The 15,998-nt window shown below is 63.7% G+C and carries 12 protein-coding genes and 2 pseudogenes; 10 read left to right on the top strand and 4 right to left on the bottom strand.

The annotated features are described in order from the left end of the window. The first annotated feature begins 69 nt into the window (after positions 1 to 69). Positions 70 to 567: a GNAT family N-acetyltransferase gene (locus tag AB4Y34_RS06645; protein ID WP_176121093.1), complete on the top strand. Its 498-nt coding sequence runs from the start codon at positions 70 to 72 to the stop codon at positions 565 to 567. A 39-nt stretch (positions 568 to 606) separates the two neighbouring features. Here AB4Y34_RS06645 and AB4Y34_RS06640 read toward each other — a convergent pair. From AB4Y34_RS06640 to AB4Y34_RS06630, 3 genes and pseudogenes are all read right to left on the bottom strand, one after another. Continuing rightward, positions 607 to 817 (bottom strand): annotated as a pseudogene (locus AB4Y34_RS06640) (flavin reductase); the annotation flags it as partial. 138 nt (positions 818 to 955) lie between these two features. Further along, entirely contained in the window at positions 956 to 1,291 is a 336-nt protein-coding gene (locus AB4Y34_RS06635; RefSeq protein WP_368715583.1) for a hypothetical protein, read from the bottom strand. Between the two features lie 203 nt (positions 1,292 to 1,494). Continuing rightward, entirely contained in the window at positions 1,495 to 3,108 is a 1,614-nt protein-coding gene (locus tag AB4Y34_RS06630; RefSeq protein WP_368715582.1) for a PLP-dependent aminotransferase family protein, read from the bottom strand. Positions 3,109 to 3,201: 93 nt separating this feature from the next. Here AB4Y34_RS06630 and AB4Y34_RS06625 point away from each other — a divergent pair, with 93 nt between their 5' ends. The 4 genes from AB4Y34_RS06625 to AB4Y34_RS06610 all read left to right on the top strand — a co-directional run bounded on the left by AB4Y34_RS06625 (position 3,202) and on the right by AB4Y34_RS06610 (position 7,889). Further along, positions 3,202 to 3,936, top strand: coding sequence for a GNAT family N-acetyltransferase (locus AB4Y34_RS06625; protein ID WP_176378728.1), 735 nt, complete (start codon positions 3,202 to 3,204; stop codon positions 3,934 to 3,936). 208 nt (positions 3,937 to 4,144) lie between these two features. Beyond that, entirely contained in the window at positions 4,145 to 4,807 is a 663-nt protein-coding gene (locus AB4Y34_RS06620) for a VC0807 family protein (RefSeq protein ID WP_368715581.1), read from the top strand. A gap of 489 nt (positions 4,808 to 5,296) precedes the next feature. Further along, entirely contained in the window at positions 5,297 to 7,465 is a 2,169-nt protein-coding gene (locus tag AB4Y34_RS06615; RefSeq protein WP_368715580.1) for a GNAT family N-acetyltransferase, read from the top strand. Further along, positions 7,452 to 7,889 (top strand): transcriptional regulator, encoded by a 438-nt coding sequence (locus tag AB4Y34_RS06610; RefSeq protein WP_368715579.1) that lies wholly within the window; start codon positions 7,452 to 7,454, stop codon positions 7,887 to 7,889. Before AB4Y34_RS06615 ends, AB4Y34_RS06610 begins: the two co-directional genes overlap by 14 nt. 46 nt (positions 7,890 to 7,935) lie before the next feature. Here the strand turns inward: AB4Y34_RS06610 and AB4Y34_RS06605 are convergent. Next, positions 7,936 to 8,046: pseudogene (locus tag AB4Y34_RS06605) on the bottom strand (LysR family transcriptional regulator); the annotation flags it as partial. A 312-nt stretch (positions 8,047 to 8,358) separates the two neighbouring features. Here AB4Y34_RS06605 and AB4Y34_RS06600 point away from each other — a divergent pair. From AB4Y34_RS06600 to AB4Y34_RS06580, 5 genes are all read left to right on the top strand, one after another. Continuing rightward, entirely contained in the window at positions 8,359 to 9,876 is a 1,518-nt protein-coding gene (locus AB4Y34_RS06600; protein WP_368715578.1) for an efflux transporter outer membrane subunit, read from the top strand. Positions 9,877 to 9,928: 52 nt separating this feature from the next. Further along, positions 9,929 to 11,080, top strand: a complete 1,152-nt coding sequence (locus tag AB4Y34_RS06595) for an efflux RND transporter periplasmic adaptor subunit (protein ID WP_176378731.1) — start codon at positions 9,929 to 9,931, stop codon at positions 11,078 to 11,080. Positions 11,081 to 11,096: 16 nt separating this feature from the next. Next, complete coding sequence (locus tag AB4Y34_RS06590) at positions 11,097 to 14,156, top strand: efflux RND transporter permease subunit (protein ID WP_368715577.1); 3,060 nt, start codon at positions 11,097 to 11,099, stop codon at positions 14,154 to 14,156. A 95-nt stretch (positions 14,157 to 14,251) separates the two neighbouring features. Next, positions 14,252 to 15,220, top strand: a complete 969-nt coding sequence (locus AB4Y34_RS06585; RefSeq protein ID WP_368715576.1) for a zinc-binding alcohol dehydrogenase family protein — start codon at positions 14,252 to 14,254, stop codon at positions 15,218 to 15,220. 149 nt (positions 15,221 to 15,369) lie between these two features. Beyond that, positions 15,370 to 15,957, top strand: a complete 588-nt coding sequence (locus AB4Y34_RS06580; RefSeq protein ID WP_176106995.1) for a DUF4337 domain-containing protein — start codon at positions 15,370 to 15,372, stop codon at positions 15,955 to 15,957. Positions 15,958 to 15,998 lie beyond the last annotated feature (41 nt).

Genomic DNA, 15,998 nt, shown 5'->3' with positions numbered 1-15,998 from the left:
CGGCGCATTTGGCGCGTGCCTACCGCCAGCCGGACCGGAATCACCACCGAACTCACCGAGCACCAGACCTTGACGATCCACATCCGCCCCGCCACCGCCTCCGACGCCCCCCTGATCCTGCGCTTCATCACCGAACTTGCGATCTACGAGAAAGCCGAGCACGAAGTCGTCGCCGGTATCAAAGACATCGAGAAAAGCCTGTTTTCCGAGGGCGTGCCCGCGAAAGCGCTGATCTGCGAAATGAACGGCGAGCCCGTCGGTTTTTGCGTGTACTTCTTTTCGTATTCGACGTGGCTCGGCAAGCAGGGGCTTTATCTGGAAGACCTGTACGTGTCGCCCGCATCGCGCGGCAGCGGCGCGGGCAAACAGATGCTGCGCCATCTCGCGCAAATCGCCTGCGAAACGGGCTGCGGCCGCTTCGAATGGAGCGTGCTCGACTGGAACGAGCCGGCCATCGGCTTCTACAAGTCGATCGGTGCGAATCCGCAAAGCGAATGGGTGCGTTACCGTCTCGCGGGCGACGCGCTCAAGGCATTCGCCGAAGGCGAAACCGCACCGAACACCTAAGCGCGATCACTGCGCGAAGGCCGCGACGGGCGCCACCTCGCCTGCCACGTAATGGCACGTGCGGAGGTCGGGATCGTCACCGAAATGCCAGCGGTTGTGCGAATACACGCGGCTATCCGCATACGCGGCGACCACAGATCATGCCGCTGGCTGTCATCCGGAATCACCTTGCATTCCATCCACGTGATGAGCCGGCCAGCATCGGCACGTCGATTTTTTGCGCGCGGAAGGTCTCGAGATCGAACGCGGAGATTGTAGCGAGGCGAGAGAAATACGGTGCGCGCAGTGCGCAGCCGCAGCGTGGAGCGATGGGCGGGCGAATCGAGCTGCCAGGCGGCAGCCCACGAGCCGCCGCCCGACCATACTTCAAGCGAACTTCAATGGCCGCTCAATGATGCGGCGCCTTGCCGTTCGGCACCACATTGTGCGGCTTGTGCTGCTCTTCGCCGAGTCCCGGGAAGAACGCGTTCCAGGCGGCGCGCACGCCCTGCGCCGCGGTGGCCTCGGCGCTGACCGAATCGGCCGCGCCGTCCGCGGCTTTCGACGGATCGGCGGATAGGCCGCGCCAATGCGTGAACACGAGCAACGGCTTTTCGGTCCATACGCCGTCGCCAAATTTCGCAAACGCCGTGTCCCCGCTCGCCAACTGCACCTCGTACCAGCCTTCGCGTACGGGCGTATGGATGGCCAGCTCAAACCACGGGGTCGGTTCGATTTCCTTCATATCGTCTCCGGTCGGATAAATCGTCATCGAAAACCACACTCAATGCATTGTTCGTGCCCATCGCCGGCGCCATACCTGCGACGCGGCGGGCCGAGCAACCACGGCACATGCGGGCAGACCCAGCCAGACCCAGCACCTCGGAGCGAAGTCGCCGCGCATACGACACGATAGCGCGACATGGTCCGGGCGGACAAACGTAAAACTTACATATCCTGGGTTGCGGGCGTACGACTTTGCAGGGTGGGCTTTTTGCGGGAGCGGGCGGGTTTTCCAGCGGGTTTTCCAGCGGGTTTTCCGGCGGATTTTGCCGCGCGCTTCGCAGCCGGTCGCGCTTCGCTCTGCATCTCACGCACCAGCTCCGCCAGCGCTTTCACCGCCGGCCCCAAGCGCTCCGCCTCCGTACTGCCATACCCGATCACGAGCCCGTTGGTCTGCTCCGACGCCCCGATCGCGAACCCCGACAGTGCGCGCGGACCGAGCCCCAACGCCTGCGCCCGCGCCGTCAGCGCGCGATCGTCGAGCGACGCGGGCAGCCGCAGCGTCAGATGCATCCCGCAATCGCCGCCAAGAATCGTCGCCGCCGGAAAATGCTCGGCCAGCGCGTCGCGCAGCGCCTGCTGGCGCTCGCGGTACAGCCGCCGCATCCGCCCGAGATGCCGCCCGAATTCGCCGCTTTCGAGGAAATGCGCGAGCGCCAGTTGCTCCAGCCGGTGCCCGCCGCGCAGCATCTCTTGCAGCGCAACAGCGGCATGCGCGGCGATCGCCCGAGGCAGCACGACGAAGCCGATGCGCAGCGCCGGAAACATCGTCTTGCTGAACGAGCCGACGTACAGCACGGGCGCCTCGTCGACGAGGCCCTGCATGCTCGCGATCGGCTCGCCGGTGTGGCGCACCTCGCCGTCGTAATCGTCCTCGATCAGCCACGCGCCGCAACGCCGCGCCTCTGCGATCAGTTCGAGCCGCCGCGCCACCGACAACACCGCGCCGGTCGGATACTGATGCGCGGGCGACGTGTAGATCAGCTTCGGCGGATGCGTGCGCCACGCGTCGGCCGGCACGGCCATGCCTTCGGCATCGACGGGAATCGGCAGCAAGCACAAATCGCCCGCGTTGAAAGCGGCCTTCGCACCGCGGTAGCCGGGGTCCTCGGTCCATGCGATATCGCCGGGATTGGTCAGTAGCCGCACGCACAGGTTCAGCGCCTCCTGCGCGCCCTCGGTGATCACGACCTGCGAGCCGTCGCAGCGCACGCCGCGCGCCATCCGCAGATGCGCGGCGATCGCGTCGCGCAACGCCGGTTCGCCGGCCGGCGGGCCGTAGCCGAGCGCGTGCGGTAAGGCGCGCTCCATCGCACGTTCGAGCGCGCGCCGCCACGCGGCCAGCGGGAAGCGGTCGAGCGCGGGCGTGCCGGGGGTCAGCGCATAGCTGTTGTCGGCGTGCTTGTGCGTCGCCGCGAACTGCTCGACGCGCGTCGCGTACACGACCTCCGGCGCGGCCGGCGCCGTCGCCCGCTCGCCGCGCGCGGCGGGGCTCGACAGCGGACTCACGCGCGTGCCCTGACGATCGGCGATGACGTAGCCGACCGCGGCGAGATGTTCGTAAGCGATCACGACGGTGTTGCGCGACACGCCCATTTCGGCGGCGAGCAGCCGCGACGACGGCAGCAACGACCCGGCCGGCAGACGGCCAGCGTGAATCGCCTGCTGCAGACGTTCGATCAGCTGCTTTTGCAGCGGCGCGGGCCGAGTGGCCCCGCTGGCGCCGCTCGCGGCGGAAACGTCGTTCGCATGGACGAGCGGTCCGATAATTTCGATCATGGTAGCTGGACCTGTCGAATAAGCGTGTCGTGGATCTTTTGAACATACCACGTTTGCCGTATCGTTCCTGCATCGACGACCAGGAGAAAGGACATGGAACCCACACGTAACGCCTACGGCCAGCCGATCGGCGCGCCCATGCCCGGCTGGCACGGCGCGCAGCCGCCGGGGCGCGAGCCGCTAAGCGGCCGCTATTGCCGGCTCGAAGCCGTCGACGTCGAGCGCCACGCGGCCGACCTGTTCGACGCGTACCGCTCGGCCACCGACGGCCGCGACTGGACCTATCTGGCGGTCGGCCCGTTCGACAGCCTCGCGGCCTATCGCGAGCACCTGACGCGGATGGCGGCATCGAAAGATCCGCTGCACTACGCGGTGATCGACCTCGCGACGGGCAAGCCGGTCGGCACGCTGTCGCTGATGCGGATCGATCCGGCCAACGGCGTGATCGAAGTCGGCCACGTCACGTACTCGCCGCGGCTCAAGCGCACGCGCATCGCAACTGAAGCCATGTACCTGCTGCTCGGCGAAGTGTTCGACAAGCTCGGTTACCGCCGTTTCGAATGGAAATGCGATTCGCTGAACGAGCCGTCGCGCAAGGCTGCGCTGCGTTACGGGTTCACGTTCGAGGGGATCTTCCGGCAGGCGATCGTCTACCGCGAGCGCAATCGCGACACGGCGTGGTTTTCGATCATCGACAGCGAATGGCCGGCGTTGCGCTCGTGTTATCAGCGGTGGCTGGACGCGGGCAATTTCGATGCGCAAGGGCAGCAGGTCGAGCGGCTTGCCGATCTGATTGCGCAGCGGCGAGCGGCGGACGAGGCCCGGTAAAACCAGGCAATCGCATCGGCGCGCCGCCGATGCCCCGCACGCGGCGCGCTTGCGTCAGCCTTTCGCTGCGCGCCGCCAACTCCGGCAACGCGCGCAACTTCGCCCTACACTGGCTCCATACGTTCGTGCGCCGCTGCCGAAGCGCGATTGTCACAGCGCACCAGCATGTGCCGCGCGTGCCTCGTTCCATGCCGTTACAGCCCAGCCGATGAAATCCCGTCTGCGCTACCTGAGCGCATTGCTCGTCAATCTCGCGCTGCCCTTGCTTGTCTACCGGCTCGCGTTTCCGCACTGGGGGCAGACGGGCGCGCTCGCCGCGTCGGCGTTGCCGCTGATCGCATGGATGACGGTGGATCTGCTGCGTTACCGGCATTTCGACGCGCTGAGCGCACTCGTGCTCGCGGGCGTGCTGCCAGCGCTCGCCACGAGCCTCGTGTTCAGCGACGCGCGTCTGCTGTTGATCGAAGATCCTATGGTGTCGGGTTTTATCGGCATCACGTTTCTCGCGTCGCTCACGCTGCGCAAGCCGACGGTGTTCTATCTGGCGCGCTCGACGATGTCGCGCGAAGACCATCGCAGCGTGGAAGTGTTCGAGCGACATTGGCGCGATCGTCCAATGCTCTCCACCTATATTCGCCTGATGACACTCGTGTGGGGGATCGGCATGATCGGCGAGAACATCGTGCGAAGCGCGATCGTGCTGCATTGGCCGAACGACCCGCGCTCGGCGCTTGCATCCACTGCGCTGCGTTATGGTGTGTACGTGTCGCTGACGCTGTGGACGATCCTGATTCGCCGGCGTATCAAGAGGGACGCGCAGCGCTATCCGGCGGATGAGGCGGCGGCGGAGAGTTCGGCGGCTGGTGCGTGAATGGTGCTTCAAGGCCGAAGCCATCAGGCAGCGCCTGCAATCAGACTCGCCGGCCTTGCGCCGCAACACGATAGCCCGGCATGCCCTAAGACACCGGCGATGCGCTCGCGATCCCCCGCGCGAATGGTCCGCGTAACACGGCAGATGCGCCACACTTCCTCGCGCGTGAAAAGCCTATTCCAGTGTCAGACTATCACGTACTCAATGATGCCAGCTGTTGCGAATAACAGATTTATATCGAAAAGGAATACGAGATACCCGCATAGGGAAAAGTATCTCAAATGCGAAAATTATTCATTTTGCATTTACCCTGCCAATTCAAGTATTAAGAGATAGCTATCAATGTTATCTTTAGCGTAGTCCTTGCTGAACCTCTATTGCCCTCTAAGGACTGTTCAATTCATTCAGACCGCGACAGTCACCCGTCCGTTGACATACGACATTGGCGAGCGTTGCTTGCGGCGCTCCAGCCAGGAGGCCAGATAGAAAATGATCGCCGAGGACCGTTTCATTCAAATTCTCCACCGCTATATCGACGTTGAGCCGTTCCTCGCAACTGTCAGTCAGGCGGCGGATAGTGACAAACATGCTCTCGGATTTCTTCCGTCGGGCATGCTCAAAGACTTCGCTGACAAGGAGCAGCTTATCGTTGCCGTCGAACGCAATAATGACGGATCTTCGTATGCGGGTCATTTGCTGTTCGAAGCCAGGCATCCTAAGGGGCGCGTGCTGCAAGTGTTCGTTGCACCGGCTTTCAGAAAGCGCCAAGTTGCGGCTTCGCTGCTGAATCACCTCAAACGATATTTGACGGAGCACGCTTTTATCTCCATCTATGCGAGAGTTGCGGAAGACCTCATCGAGGCAAACCGATTCTGGGAAAACCAGGGTTTCTATATCCAAAGGGTCACCCGCGGGGGAGAGACAAAAAACCGAACGATCTTTGTTCGCAGCCACGAACTCGATACACCGCAACTGTTCGCGTCAAGCGGCTTCAATGCCGACGATCCACTTGGTCTGAACTCAACTTACACGCCTGAGATTCCGCTTTTCCTGCTGGATCTGAACGTACTGTTCGATCTCGGCCCACGCAGGCATAGAAACGAGGAAGTTCTGGATCTCTTCAAGATGGAAAGAGCAGGCTCCTGCCGACTTGCGCTCAGCACAGAGATCACGGCAGAACTCACTCGTACGGCGAGCGTCGGCGTGACGGATCCCATGCAATGCTACGCGCGCATCTTCCCCGCCTTCCCACCCATTGAAAAAGAATGGGATGTACTCGCACCCGAGCTTGCGTCGATAGTATTTCCGGAACGGCATCAAGCCGGTACGCTCAGAAGTAATGACGTATCCGACTTACGTCATTTGGCCACGGCCATTCAGCATAGGCTTAGCGGGCTGATTACTAACGACCATTCAATACTCGGTGCCGCTGCCAAGCTCCTTGAGAAATATGGCATTCAGGTTGTATCGCCCCGCGCATTCAAAGACTTTAACGGCCGAGAATCCACGGCAGAGTTCTTCGAAACCGGCGCAAGCGCTCCCCTTGTTATCGCACCGATCACGCGCGCCGATGAGGGCGAAATCCATAAGCTTCTATCTCAACTCGGTGTTCCGAACGCCGCTGTCGTCACGGAGTGGGCGGGAGTCGACTCGAACGGGCGCGTATGCTATCGGTATGGAGTCTGGTCGGAAGACGTTTTGACTGGGTATCTGATGTGGCCCAAGGCCATGAACCAGAACGACGTTGTCGCTCACATGGCTGTCGACGAAAAGCAACCTGGCGCGAGCGACGTCGTGCGCCTCATGCTCGGTTATTTGATCGAGCAAGGCTCAGCGGCAAAGACATCGCAAATCAGGCTCGTTTTCCCGTCCGAGCAGGCGCAAATACGTGAAATCGCGTCGATGCTCGGCTTCGGTGGACTTAAAGATCAAACGTCATTAACGAAGCTTGCTTTAGGCGGCGTCATTACCGCATCGAATTGGGCGCAGCGCATGGACGATATCTTTCTCGCTAGCCGAGTGCGTATTCCCGACGTGCCGCCGATATATCGCAACGTCGACCAACAGATCCGCCTGGTGAGGCCCGACGGAAACGTTGGGCATATCTCGTTGATGGCGCTGGAGAAATTGCTTTCGCCTGCGCTCTTTTGTCTGTCCGGGCGCCCTGCGGTCGTTACGCCTGTGCGACGCGTCTTCGCTGAACACCTTCTAGCGCATTCACCACAAAAAAGCCTGCTGCCTCACGCGCGAGCCAAACTTTACAAGGAGCGGCACTACCTGAGCAACGCAAACACGCTAAAGCGATTCAAGCGTGGTAATCTCATTTTGTTTTACGAATCTGAGAGAGATCGAGGACAAGGTGCAATCGTTGCCATCGCACGCGTAAAACACGCGTACCTCAAGTCTATGGAAGCCATGGAAAATGCGGATCTGGATCCGTCAGTTTTGGACTTGGCGGGACTCGAAGCGATCGGCCGGTCAACCGTAAAAACCATAGCAGCATTTGACAATATTGTTTACTTTGACCACCCCGTCCCCCGTTCGACCCTCCTCCGACTCGGCTGCGGCAGTCCGAATGACCTTCTCACAACCCGTGCAATTGATGACACACAGCTTCAAGAAATCCTCCAGGAAGGATTTGCCGATGGAACATCCTGAACACGTGCTCATCTCGCTTGAGGAAAGACACGCGGAGAACATACTTGCGGGCACCAAGCATGTGGAACTTCGTCGCCGAGCCATGAACGTGAAGGAGGGGACCGTTGTTTGGATCTACGTCAAAGTTCCGGTGGGCCGTGTTATTGGCTATGCAAGGGTCAGTGCAGCGCATTCGCTTGCGCCTTCGACCTTATGGCGACGGTTCGCGAGTGTATGCGGAATTACGCGACGAGAATTCTTTCAATACTTCGATGGCGCAACCAAGGGGTTTGCGTTAGGTTTGCAAGACCCGCAGCGACTCACAGGCTCCATTTCGCTAACAGAGTTACGTCAAATCTCCGCCGGTTTTCAGCCACCGCAGTTTTTTGTCCGGATTGCCCCTGGCAGCCCCCTGCTTCAGGCAATCGAAGGCAAATGTGCATAGACGAAGCAGAGAATCATCTCTCATCTGCTTATCCACCTGGTCATCCTCACGCCAACTCCCGAAACCTCGACAAACAGGGATTCCGATTCGCCGGCGACCACGCGAGCACGTGCTCGATAAGCGGTACGTCGGCGAGCGGCCAGAACACCTCGCCGGCTCGATCCACGCGGGCTACGCCCCAATCGTCACTCGAACATATGGGCTTGGGTGCTGTACGCGGTGTCCGGCGTGAGGTAGGTCCGAGTGAGTCGCGAGGCGTTGATCGTTCCGCTGCAGCGCGCGGTCTGGCTGCCCCACCGCCCCTCCTACGTGATCTCGTACCCACTTTCGCCCGCCAGCGAATCCCACCCCAAGCACAGTTCACACCATGCGTGGTAAATTCCAGCGTCGGCAAGACAACTCCAAGAACGTTCGGGTGCCCTGAACATCTTCGTCCGGTCCACCCGCCACTGGCGTACAAGGTAGATCGATGATCGACGTGAGTCAGCGTATTGTCTGGCGGCGCCTCTTCGTTGCGCTGTGCAGCGGCGTCGCGCTGGCCGGCTGCATGGTCGGCCCCGACTACCACGCGCCGCCCGCGCCGGCCACGAACACTTTCACCCCCACGCCACTGCCTGACCAGACCGCGTCCGCGCCCGGCCCCGCCGGCCTGCCGCAGCGTTTCGCGCCGGCGCAGGACATTCCCGCCGCGTGGTGGACGCTGTTTCATTGCGAGCCGCTCGACGCGCTGATCCGCGAGGCCATCGCCAATAGTCCAAACATGACCGCGGCCCAGGCCGCGTTGCGCCAGGCCCGCGAAAACTACATCGCGCAGGCGGGGGGCACCTTGCTGCCGAGCGTCGACGCGCAACTTAACGCCACGCGCGAAAAGATCAACGGCATCGCGTTCGGTCAGCCCGGCCTGGTCGAAGAATTCAATCTCTACAACGCGTCGGTCAACGTCTCGTACAAGCTCGACGTGTTCGGCGGCGCGCGGCGCGAACTCGAAGCGCTGCATGCGCAGATCGACTATCAGCGCTTCCAGCTGCAGGCCGCCTATCTGACGATATCGGCCAACATCGTGACCGCGGCGGTCAAGGAAGCGTCGGTGCGCGCACAGATCGACGCGACCGAGCGGATCGCCACCGAGGAAGAGCAGCAGCTGAACGTGCTCGATCAGCAACTCTCACTCGGCGGCGTGAGCCGCGCGGCCGTGCTCGCGCAGGAAACGCTGCTCGCGCAGACCCGCGCGACGCTGCCGCCGCTCTATCAGCAACTCGACCAGGCGCGCCACCAGCTTGCGGTGCTCGCCGGCAAACTGCCGAGCGACACGGGCGTGCCCGAATTCACACTCGACATGTTCTCGCTGCCCGACACGCTGCCCGTGAGCCTGCCGTCGTCGCTGGTGCGCCAGCGCCCCGACATCCTCGCCGCCGACGCCACGCTGCATCAGGCGAACGCGCAGGTCGGCGTCGCGACCGCGGCGATGTATCCGCAGATCACGTTGTCCGCGAGCTACGGCGCCGAGGCGCTGACGCCCGCGCAAGTGCTCAGGGCGGGCAGCACGATCTGGAGCATCGGCGCGGGCTTGCTGCAACCGGTCTTTCACGGTGGCCAGCTGAGCGCGCAGAAGCGCGCGGCCGAGGCCGCCTATGAGCAGGCCGGCGCGCAATACCGTGAGACGGTGCTGCTTGCGTTCCAGAACGTCGCGGACACGCTGCGTGCGCTCGAACACGATGCGACCGGCCTCAAGGCGCAGACCGACGCGTCGCGCGCCGCGAGCGATTCGCTCGAACTGACGCGCGGGCAGTATCGCGTCGGCGGCGTGAGCTACCTCGCGCTGCTCGACGCGCAACGCCAGTATCAGCAGACAGTGGTGAGTCTCGCGCAGGCGCAGGCCGCGCGTTACGCCGACACGGCCGCGCTGGTCCAGGCGCTCGGCGGCGGCTGGTGGAATGGCGCGGCGCCCGAGTCGGCCGCCGCGCCCGCCGCCGCAACGCCACATTGACCGTGCCGACACAACCCTCAGCCCTCGCCCCAAGCCGAGCAAGGACATCACGATGGCCGAAAGAAAACCGATGACGAAGCGCATGGTGATCATGTTGATCTGCGTCGGCCTGCTGCTCGCCGGGCTGGTCGGCTTCAACCTGTTCCGCGCGCACATGTTCGCGAAGTTCATGGCGGCCAACACCACGCCGCCCGCGACGGTGTCGGCGGTGGTGGTCCACTATCAGTCGTGGCAGCCGCAGCTCGCGGCGGTCGGCAGCCTGCGCGCGGTGCGCGGCGTCGACGTGACGACCGAAGTCGCCGGCCTCGTGCGCCAGGTCGCGTTCGTGTCGGGGCAGGAAGCGAAAGCCGGGCAGATCCTCGTGCGACTCAATGACGACAGCGACGTCGCGCTGCTGCAATCGCTGCAGGCCGCAGCCGACCTCGCGCAGACGGTCTACGAGCGCGACCGCGCGCAGTACGACATCAAGGCGATCGCGAAAGCGCAGCTCGACGCCGATGCGGCGGACCTCAAGGGCAAGAAGGCGCAGGTCGCGCAGCAGCAGGCGCTCGTCGACAAGAAGACGATTCGCGCGCCGTTCGCGGGGCGCCTCGGCATCACGACGATCAATCCGGGGCAATACCTGAATCCGGGCGATACGATCGTCACACTGCAAGCCATCGATCCGATCTACGCCGACTTCTCGGTGCCGCAACAGCAGCTCGGCCAGCTCGCGATCGGCGCGACCGTCAGCGTCGATACCAACGCGTACAGCGGACGAAGCTTCACCGGCAAGATCCAGTCGATGAGCCCGAAAGTCGACAGCGCGACGCGCAACGTGCAGATCGAGGCGAGCGTCGACAATCGCGAGCGCAAGCTGCTGCCCGGCATGTACGCGAACGTGAAGATCGACTCGGGCGCCGAGGAGCGTCACCTGACGCTGCCGCAAACGGCGATCACCTACAACCCGTATGGCGCGACCGTGTTCATCGTGAAGCCCGGCACGCAGCCCAACGCGCAGGGCAAAACGCTGCCCGTCGCGCAGCAGGTGTTCGTGACGCCGGGCCCGACGCGCGGCGACCAGGTGGCGATTCTGAAGGGCGTCGACGACGGCACGCAGGTCGTGACGAGCGGCCAGCTCAAGCTGAAGAATGGCACGCCGCTGATCATCGACAATCGCGTCCAGCCGTCGGACAGTCCGAATCCGACGCCGCAGGAACAATAAGCGAGGCCGCCCGATCATGTTCACGGACATCTTCATCCGCCGGCCGGTACTCGCTTCGGTCGTGAGCCTGCTTATCCTCGTGCTCGGGCTGCGCGCGCTCGCGGTGCTGAAGGTCAGCCAGTATCCGCAGACCGAGAACGCGGTCGTCACGATCACGACGGCCTACTATGGCGCGAACCCGGACACCATCGCCGGCTTCATCACCCAGCCGCTCGAAGCGGCGATCGCGCAGGCGCAGGGCATCGACTATATGTCGTCGACGAGCATCACGGGCGTGTCGACGATCGTCGCGACGCTGCGTTTGAATTACGACGCGAACCGCGCGCTGACCGAGATCAACACACAGATCGGCTCGGTGCGCAACCAGTTGCCGCCGCAGGCGCAGCAGCCGGTGCTGACGGTGCAGACCGGGCAGACCACCGACGCGATGTACATGGGCTTCTACAGCAGCGTGCTGCCGAGCAACAACGTCACCGACTACCTGTTGCGCGTGGTCAAGCCGAAGCTCGATTCGATCCAGGGCGTGCAGACCGCCGAAGTGCTCGGCGGCCGGCAGTTCGCGATGCGCGCGTGGCTGGATTCGGCGCGGCTCGCCGCGCACGGCGTCAGCGCGAGCGACGTATTCACCGCGCTCGGCAACAACAACTATCTCGCGACGCTCGGCACGACGAAGGGGCAGATGGTCAGCGTCGACCTCGAAGCGGGCACGGACCTGCATACCGTCGACGATTTCAAGCAGCTCGTCGTCAAGCAGAAGAACGGCTCGATCGTGCGTCTCCAGGATGTCGCGAACGTCGTGCTCGGCGCCGACAGCTACGACTTCAACGTCGCGTTCAGCGGCAAGCGCTCCGTGTTCATCGGTATCAAGGTCGCGCCGGACGCGAACATTCTGGACGTGGCCAAGCGGGTGAAAACCGTGTTCCCCGATCTGCAGAGGCAGTTCCCGACCGGTATGACGGGCGACATCGTGTATGACGCGACCGACTTCGTGAACACCGCGATCAGGGAAGTGATCAAGACGCTCGTCGAAGCGCTCGTGATCGTCACGATCGTGATCTTCCTGTTTCTCGGCAGTTTCCGCGCGGTGATCGTGCCGTTGATCGCGATGCCGCTGTCGCTGATCGGCACGTTCTTCGTGATGCAGGCGCTCGGCTATTCGATCAATCTGCTGACGCTGCTCGCGCTCGTGCTCGCGATCGGGCTCGTGGTGGACGACGCGATCATCGTCGTCGAGAACGTCGATCGGCATATGAAGCACGAAGGCAAGACGCCGTTCGACGCGGCGCTGATCGCCGCGCGCGAACTCGGCGGCCCGATCGTCGCGATGACCGTCGTGCTGATCGCCGTGTACGCGCCGATCGGCTTCCAGGGCGGGCTGACGGGCGCGCTCTTCACCGAGTTCGCGTTCACGCTCGCGGGCGCGGTGACGGTATCGGGCGTGATCGCCCTCACGTTGTCGCCGATGATGTGTTCGCGCTTCTTTCGCGCGGAGCAGGAGTCCGGGCGTTTCGCGCGTTTCGTCGACCGTCAATTCGAGCGCGTGCATCGCGGCTATGGCCGGCTGTTGCACGCGACGCTCGATACCTGGCCCGTGTTCGTGATCATGGGCGCGCTGCTGCTGTGCGGCACCGTGTATCTGTTCATGACCTCCAAGTCGGAACTCGCGCCGCAGGAAGATCAGGGCGTCGTGCTGTCGCAGATCATCGGGCCGCCGAACGCGACGATCCAGCAGATGCAGACCTACGCGGACCAGGTGTTCGACGCCTCGAAATCGCTGCCCGAGTACTCGCAGATGTTCCAGCTGACGGGTTCGCCGACCATCAACCAGGGCATCGGCGGGGTGCTGTTCAAGACCTGGGATCAGCGCGGCAAAAACGCGACCGTACTGCAGGAGGAATTGCAGCAGAAGTGGAATCAGATCGCGGGCGCACGCGTCGCAGCGTTCCAGTTTCCGCCGCTGCCGGGCTCGCAGGGCTTGCCGGTGCAGTTCGTAATCAGCACGACCGAGCCGTTCCAAAACCTCAACGAGGTGTCGCAAGCGGTGCTCGAAAAAGCGCGCGAGAGCGGCATGTTCTTCTTCGTCGATACCGACCTGAAAATCGACAAGCCGGAAGCGGTGCTCGTCGTCGATCGCGACAAGGTGGCCTCGCTCGGGCTGTCGCAAAGCGACGTCGGACAGGCGCTCGGTTCGGCGCTGGGCGGCGGCTACGTCAACTATTTCTCGATCGCGGGGCGTTCGTACAAGGTGATTCCGCAGGTGCTGCAGACCGATCGGCTCAATCCGTCGCAGGTGCTCGACTACTATCTGCGCACGCCGGACGGCAGCGTGATTCCGGCCTCGACGGTCGCGCATATCAAGCACAGCGTCGTGCCTGAATCGATCAATCACTTCCAGCAGTTGAACTCGGCGACGATCTCCGGCGTGACCGTGCCGGGTGTGTCGCAAGGCCAGGTGCTCGATTTTCTGCGCAAGGCAACCGCGCAGGTCGCGCCCGCCGGCTATTCGGCCGATTACTCGGGAGCGTCGCGCCAGTTCGTGCAGGAGTCGGGCGGCTTCGTCATTACGCTGCTGCTTGCGACGATCATCGTGTTCCTCGCGCTCGCGGCGCAATTCGAGAGCTTCCGCGATCCGATCGTGATCCTGATCTCGGTACCGATGGCGCTGTTCGGCGCGCTGATCTTCATCAACATCGGCCTCACTACGCTGAACATCTACACGCAGGTCGGCCTCGTCACGCTAATGGGACTCGTCAGCAAGCACGGCATCCTGATCGTGCAGTTTGCCAACGAATTGCAGCGCGCGGGCCGCGGCAAGCGCGAAGCGGTCGAGGAAGCCGCCGGCGTGCGGCTGCGTCCGATCCTGATGACGACCGCCGCGATGGTGCTCGGCGTGGTGCCGCTCGTGATCGCGTCGGGCGCGGGCGCGGCGGGCCGCAACGCGATGGGGCTCGTGATTTTCACGGGGATGTCGATCGGCACGCTGTTCACGTTGTTCGTCGTGCCGGCGATGTACATGTTTCTGGCCGCCGATCATCAGCGGCATGCTCAGGCGCCGAAAGCCGGCGAGGCGGGTTAGGGCTTGGGTGTTCGCGTACCCGCTGCGCGTTCGTCACCTAGACTACGGAGCATTCGCTGCGCAACGCGGCGCAAAACCAACCGGAGCCACGCACGATGAAAGCGATCCAGTTCAAATCTTTCGGCAGCCCCGAAGTGCTCGAATACGTCGATCTGCCGACGCCGCAGGCCGACGCGGAGCATGCGGTCGTGCGGGTGATCGCGGCCTCGGTCAATCCGAGCGACGTGAAGAACGTGGCCGGCCGTTTCGAGCACACGGTGCTGCCGCGCATACCGGGGCGCGACTTCAGCGGCGTGGTGGTGGATGGCCCGGCCGCGTGGCGTGACGCCGAGGTGTGGGGCACCGGCGGCGACATCGGCTTCACGCGCGACGGCACGCACGCCGAGTACCTCGGCATTCCGGTCGCGGCGCTGTCACGCAAGCCCGTTGCGTTGAGCCACGTCGAGGCGGCGGCAATCGGCGTGAACTTCGTGGTCGCGTGGCTCGGCACCGTCGAATACGCAAGCTTGCAGGCCGGCGAGACCGTCGCGGTGCTTGGCGCGGGCGGCGGTGTCGGCGGCGCGGTCGCGCAGATCGCGAAGGCACGCGGCGCGCGCGTGATCGCCGTCGACCGCCGGCCGCTCGATCCGGCCACGCCCGCGGGCCGCCTGATCGACGCCTACGTGCCATTCGACGAACACGCGGCCGAACGTGTGCGCGAGCTGACCGGCGGCGCGGGCGCGGAAGTCGTCTACGACACGGTAGGCGGTGTCGCGTTCGAGACCGCGCTGAGTCTCGCGAAGCGGCGCGGCCGCGTGCTCGAAATCAGCGCGACCGGCAAGCGCCGGGTCGAGTTCGATCTGATCGATTTCTATCACAACGAGACGCAATTGCTCGGTGTCGACAGCGCGAAGCTCGGCGTCGCGCAATCGGCGCCGCTGATGACGTCGCTCGTCGAGGGCTTCGACAGCGGCAAGCTGAGCGGCCCGGCGATCGCACAGGAATTTCCGCTCGCCCGCGCGCGCGAAGCCTACGACGCGGTCGCCGCCGGCACGCGCGGGCGCGTCGTGATCCGCATGCAATAGCCGTCCTCCGACACAGCTCTCCCCAGCGCGCTGCGCCGACGCTGCATTGAAGCCGCGGCCTCAGGCCGCCCGCAACACGCTAAGATTGAGGCCGCCGGGCGCCCGCGCCGCCCGGCGAGAACGACAAAAGCATTGCCTCGGAGAATCTGATGTCTGATGAATATGAAGTGCACGGTCCGCACGACCACGCCGTCGAACACGCCGGCCACGCCGGGCATCACGACGCTGATCCGTTCGCGAGCCGGATGGCCGTGATGACCGCGATCCTCGCGACGATCGGCGCGCTGTGCGCGTACCAGAGCGGCAATGCCGAAAACCTCGCGCTGTTCTTCAAGAACGAAGCCGCGATCAAGAAGACCGAAGCGTCGAACCAGTGGAGCTACTACCAGGCGAAGGGCGAGAAGGAGAACCTCGCCGAACTCGGCGCGGCGCTGTCGGCGCCCAATACCGATGCGCACGCGAAATTCGTCGCCGACGTCGAGAAATACAAGCAGCAGAAGGAGCCGATCCGCGCGAACGCCGAAGCGATCGAAAAACAGGTCGTCGCCGCCGACACGCGCAGCGAAACGCTGCTGCACGGCCATCATCGCTGGGCTCAGGCGACGCTGCTGATTCAGGTCGCGATTGCGCTGTGCGCGATCACGCTGCTCACGCGCAAGAACTGGCTGCGCAATGTGTCGTACCTCGTCGCGGGAGCAGGCGTCCTGACCGCGGGCGCGGCGTTTTTCGGGCTATGAGCTAGGTGCATCGGTTGCCTTCTTCGAGCCGGAGCTTTTCA

The organism is Paraburkholderia sp. BR10954, assembly GCF_040965775.1.
GTDB classification, from domain to species: domain Bacteria; phylum Pseudomonadota; class Gammaproteobacteria; order Burkholderiales; family Burkholderiaceae; genus Paraburkholderia; species Paraburkholderia youngii.
The sequence above is the reverse complement of the archived record's forward strand: the minus strand, read 5'-3'. Positions and strand labels throughout refer to the sequence as shown.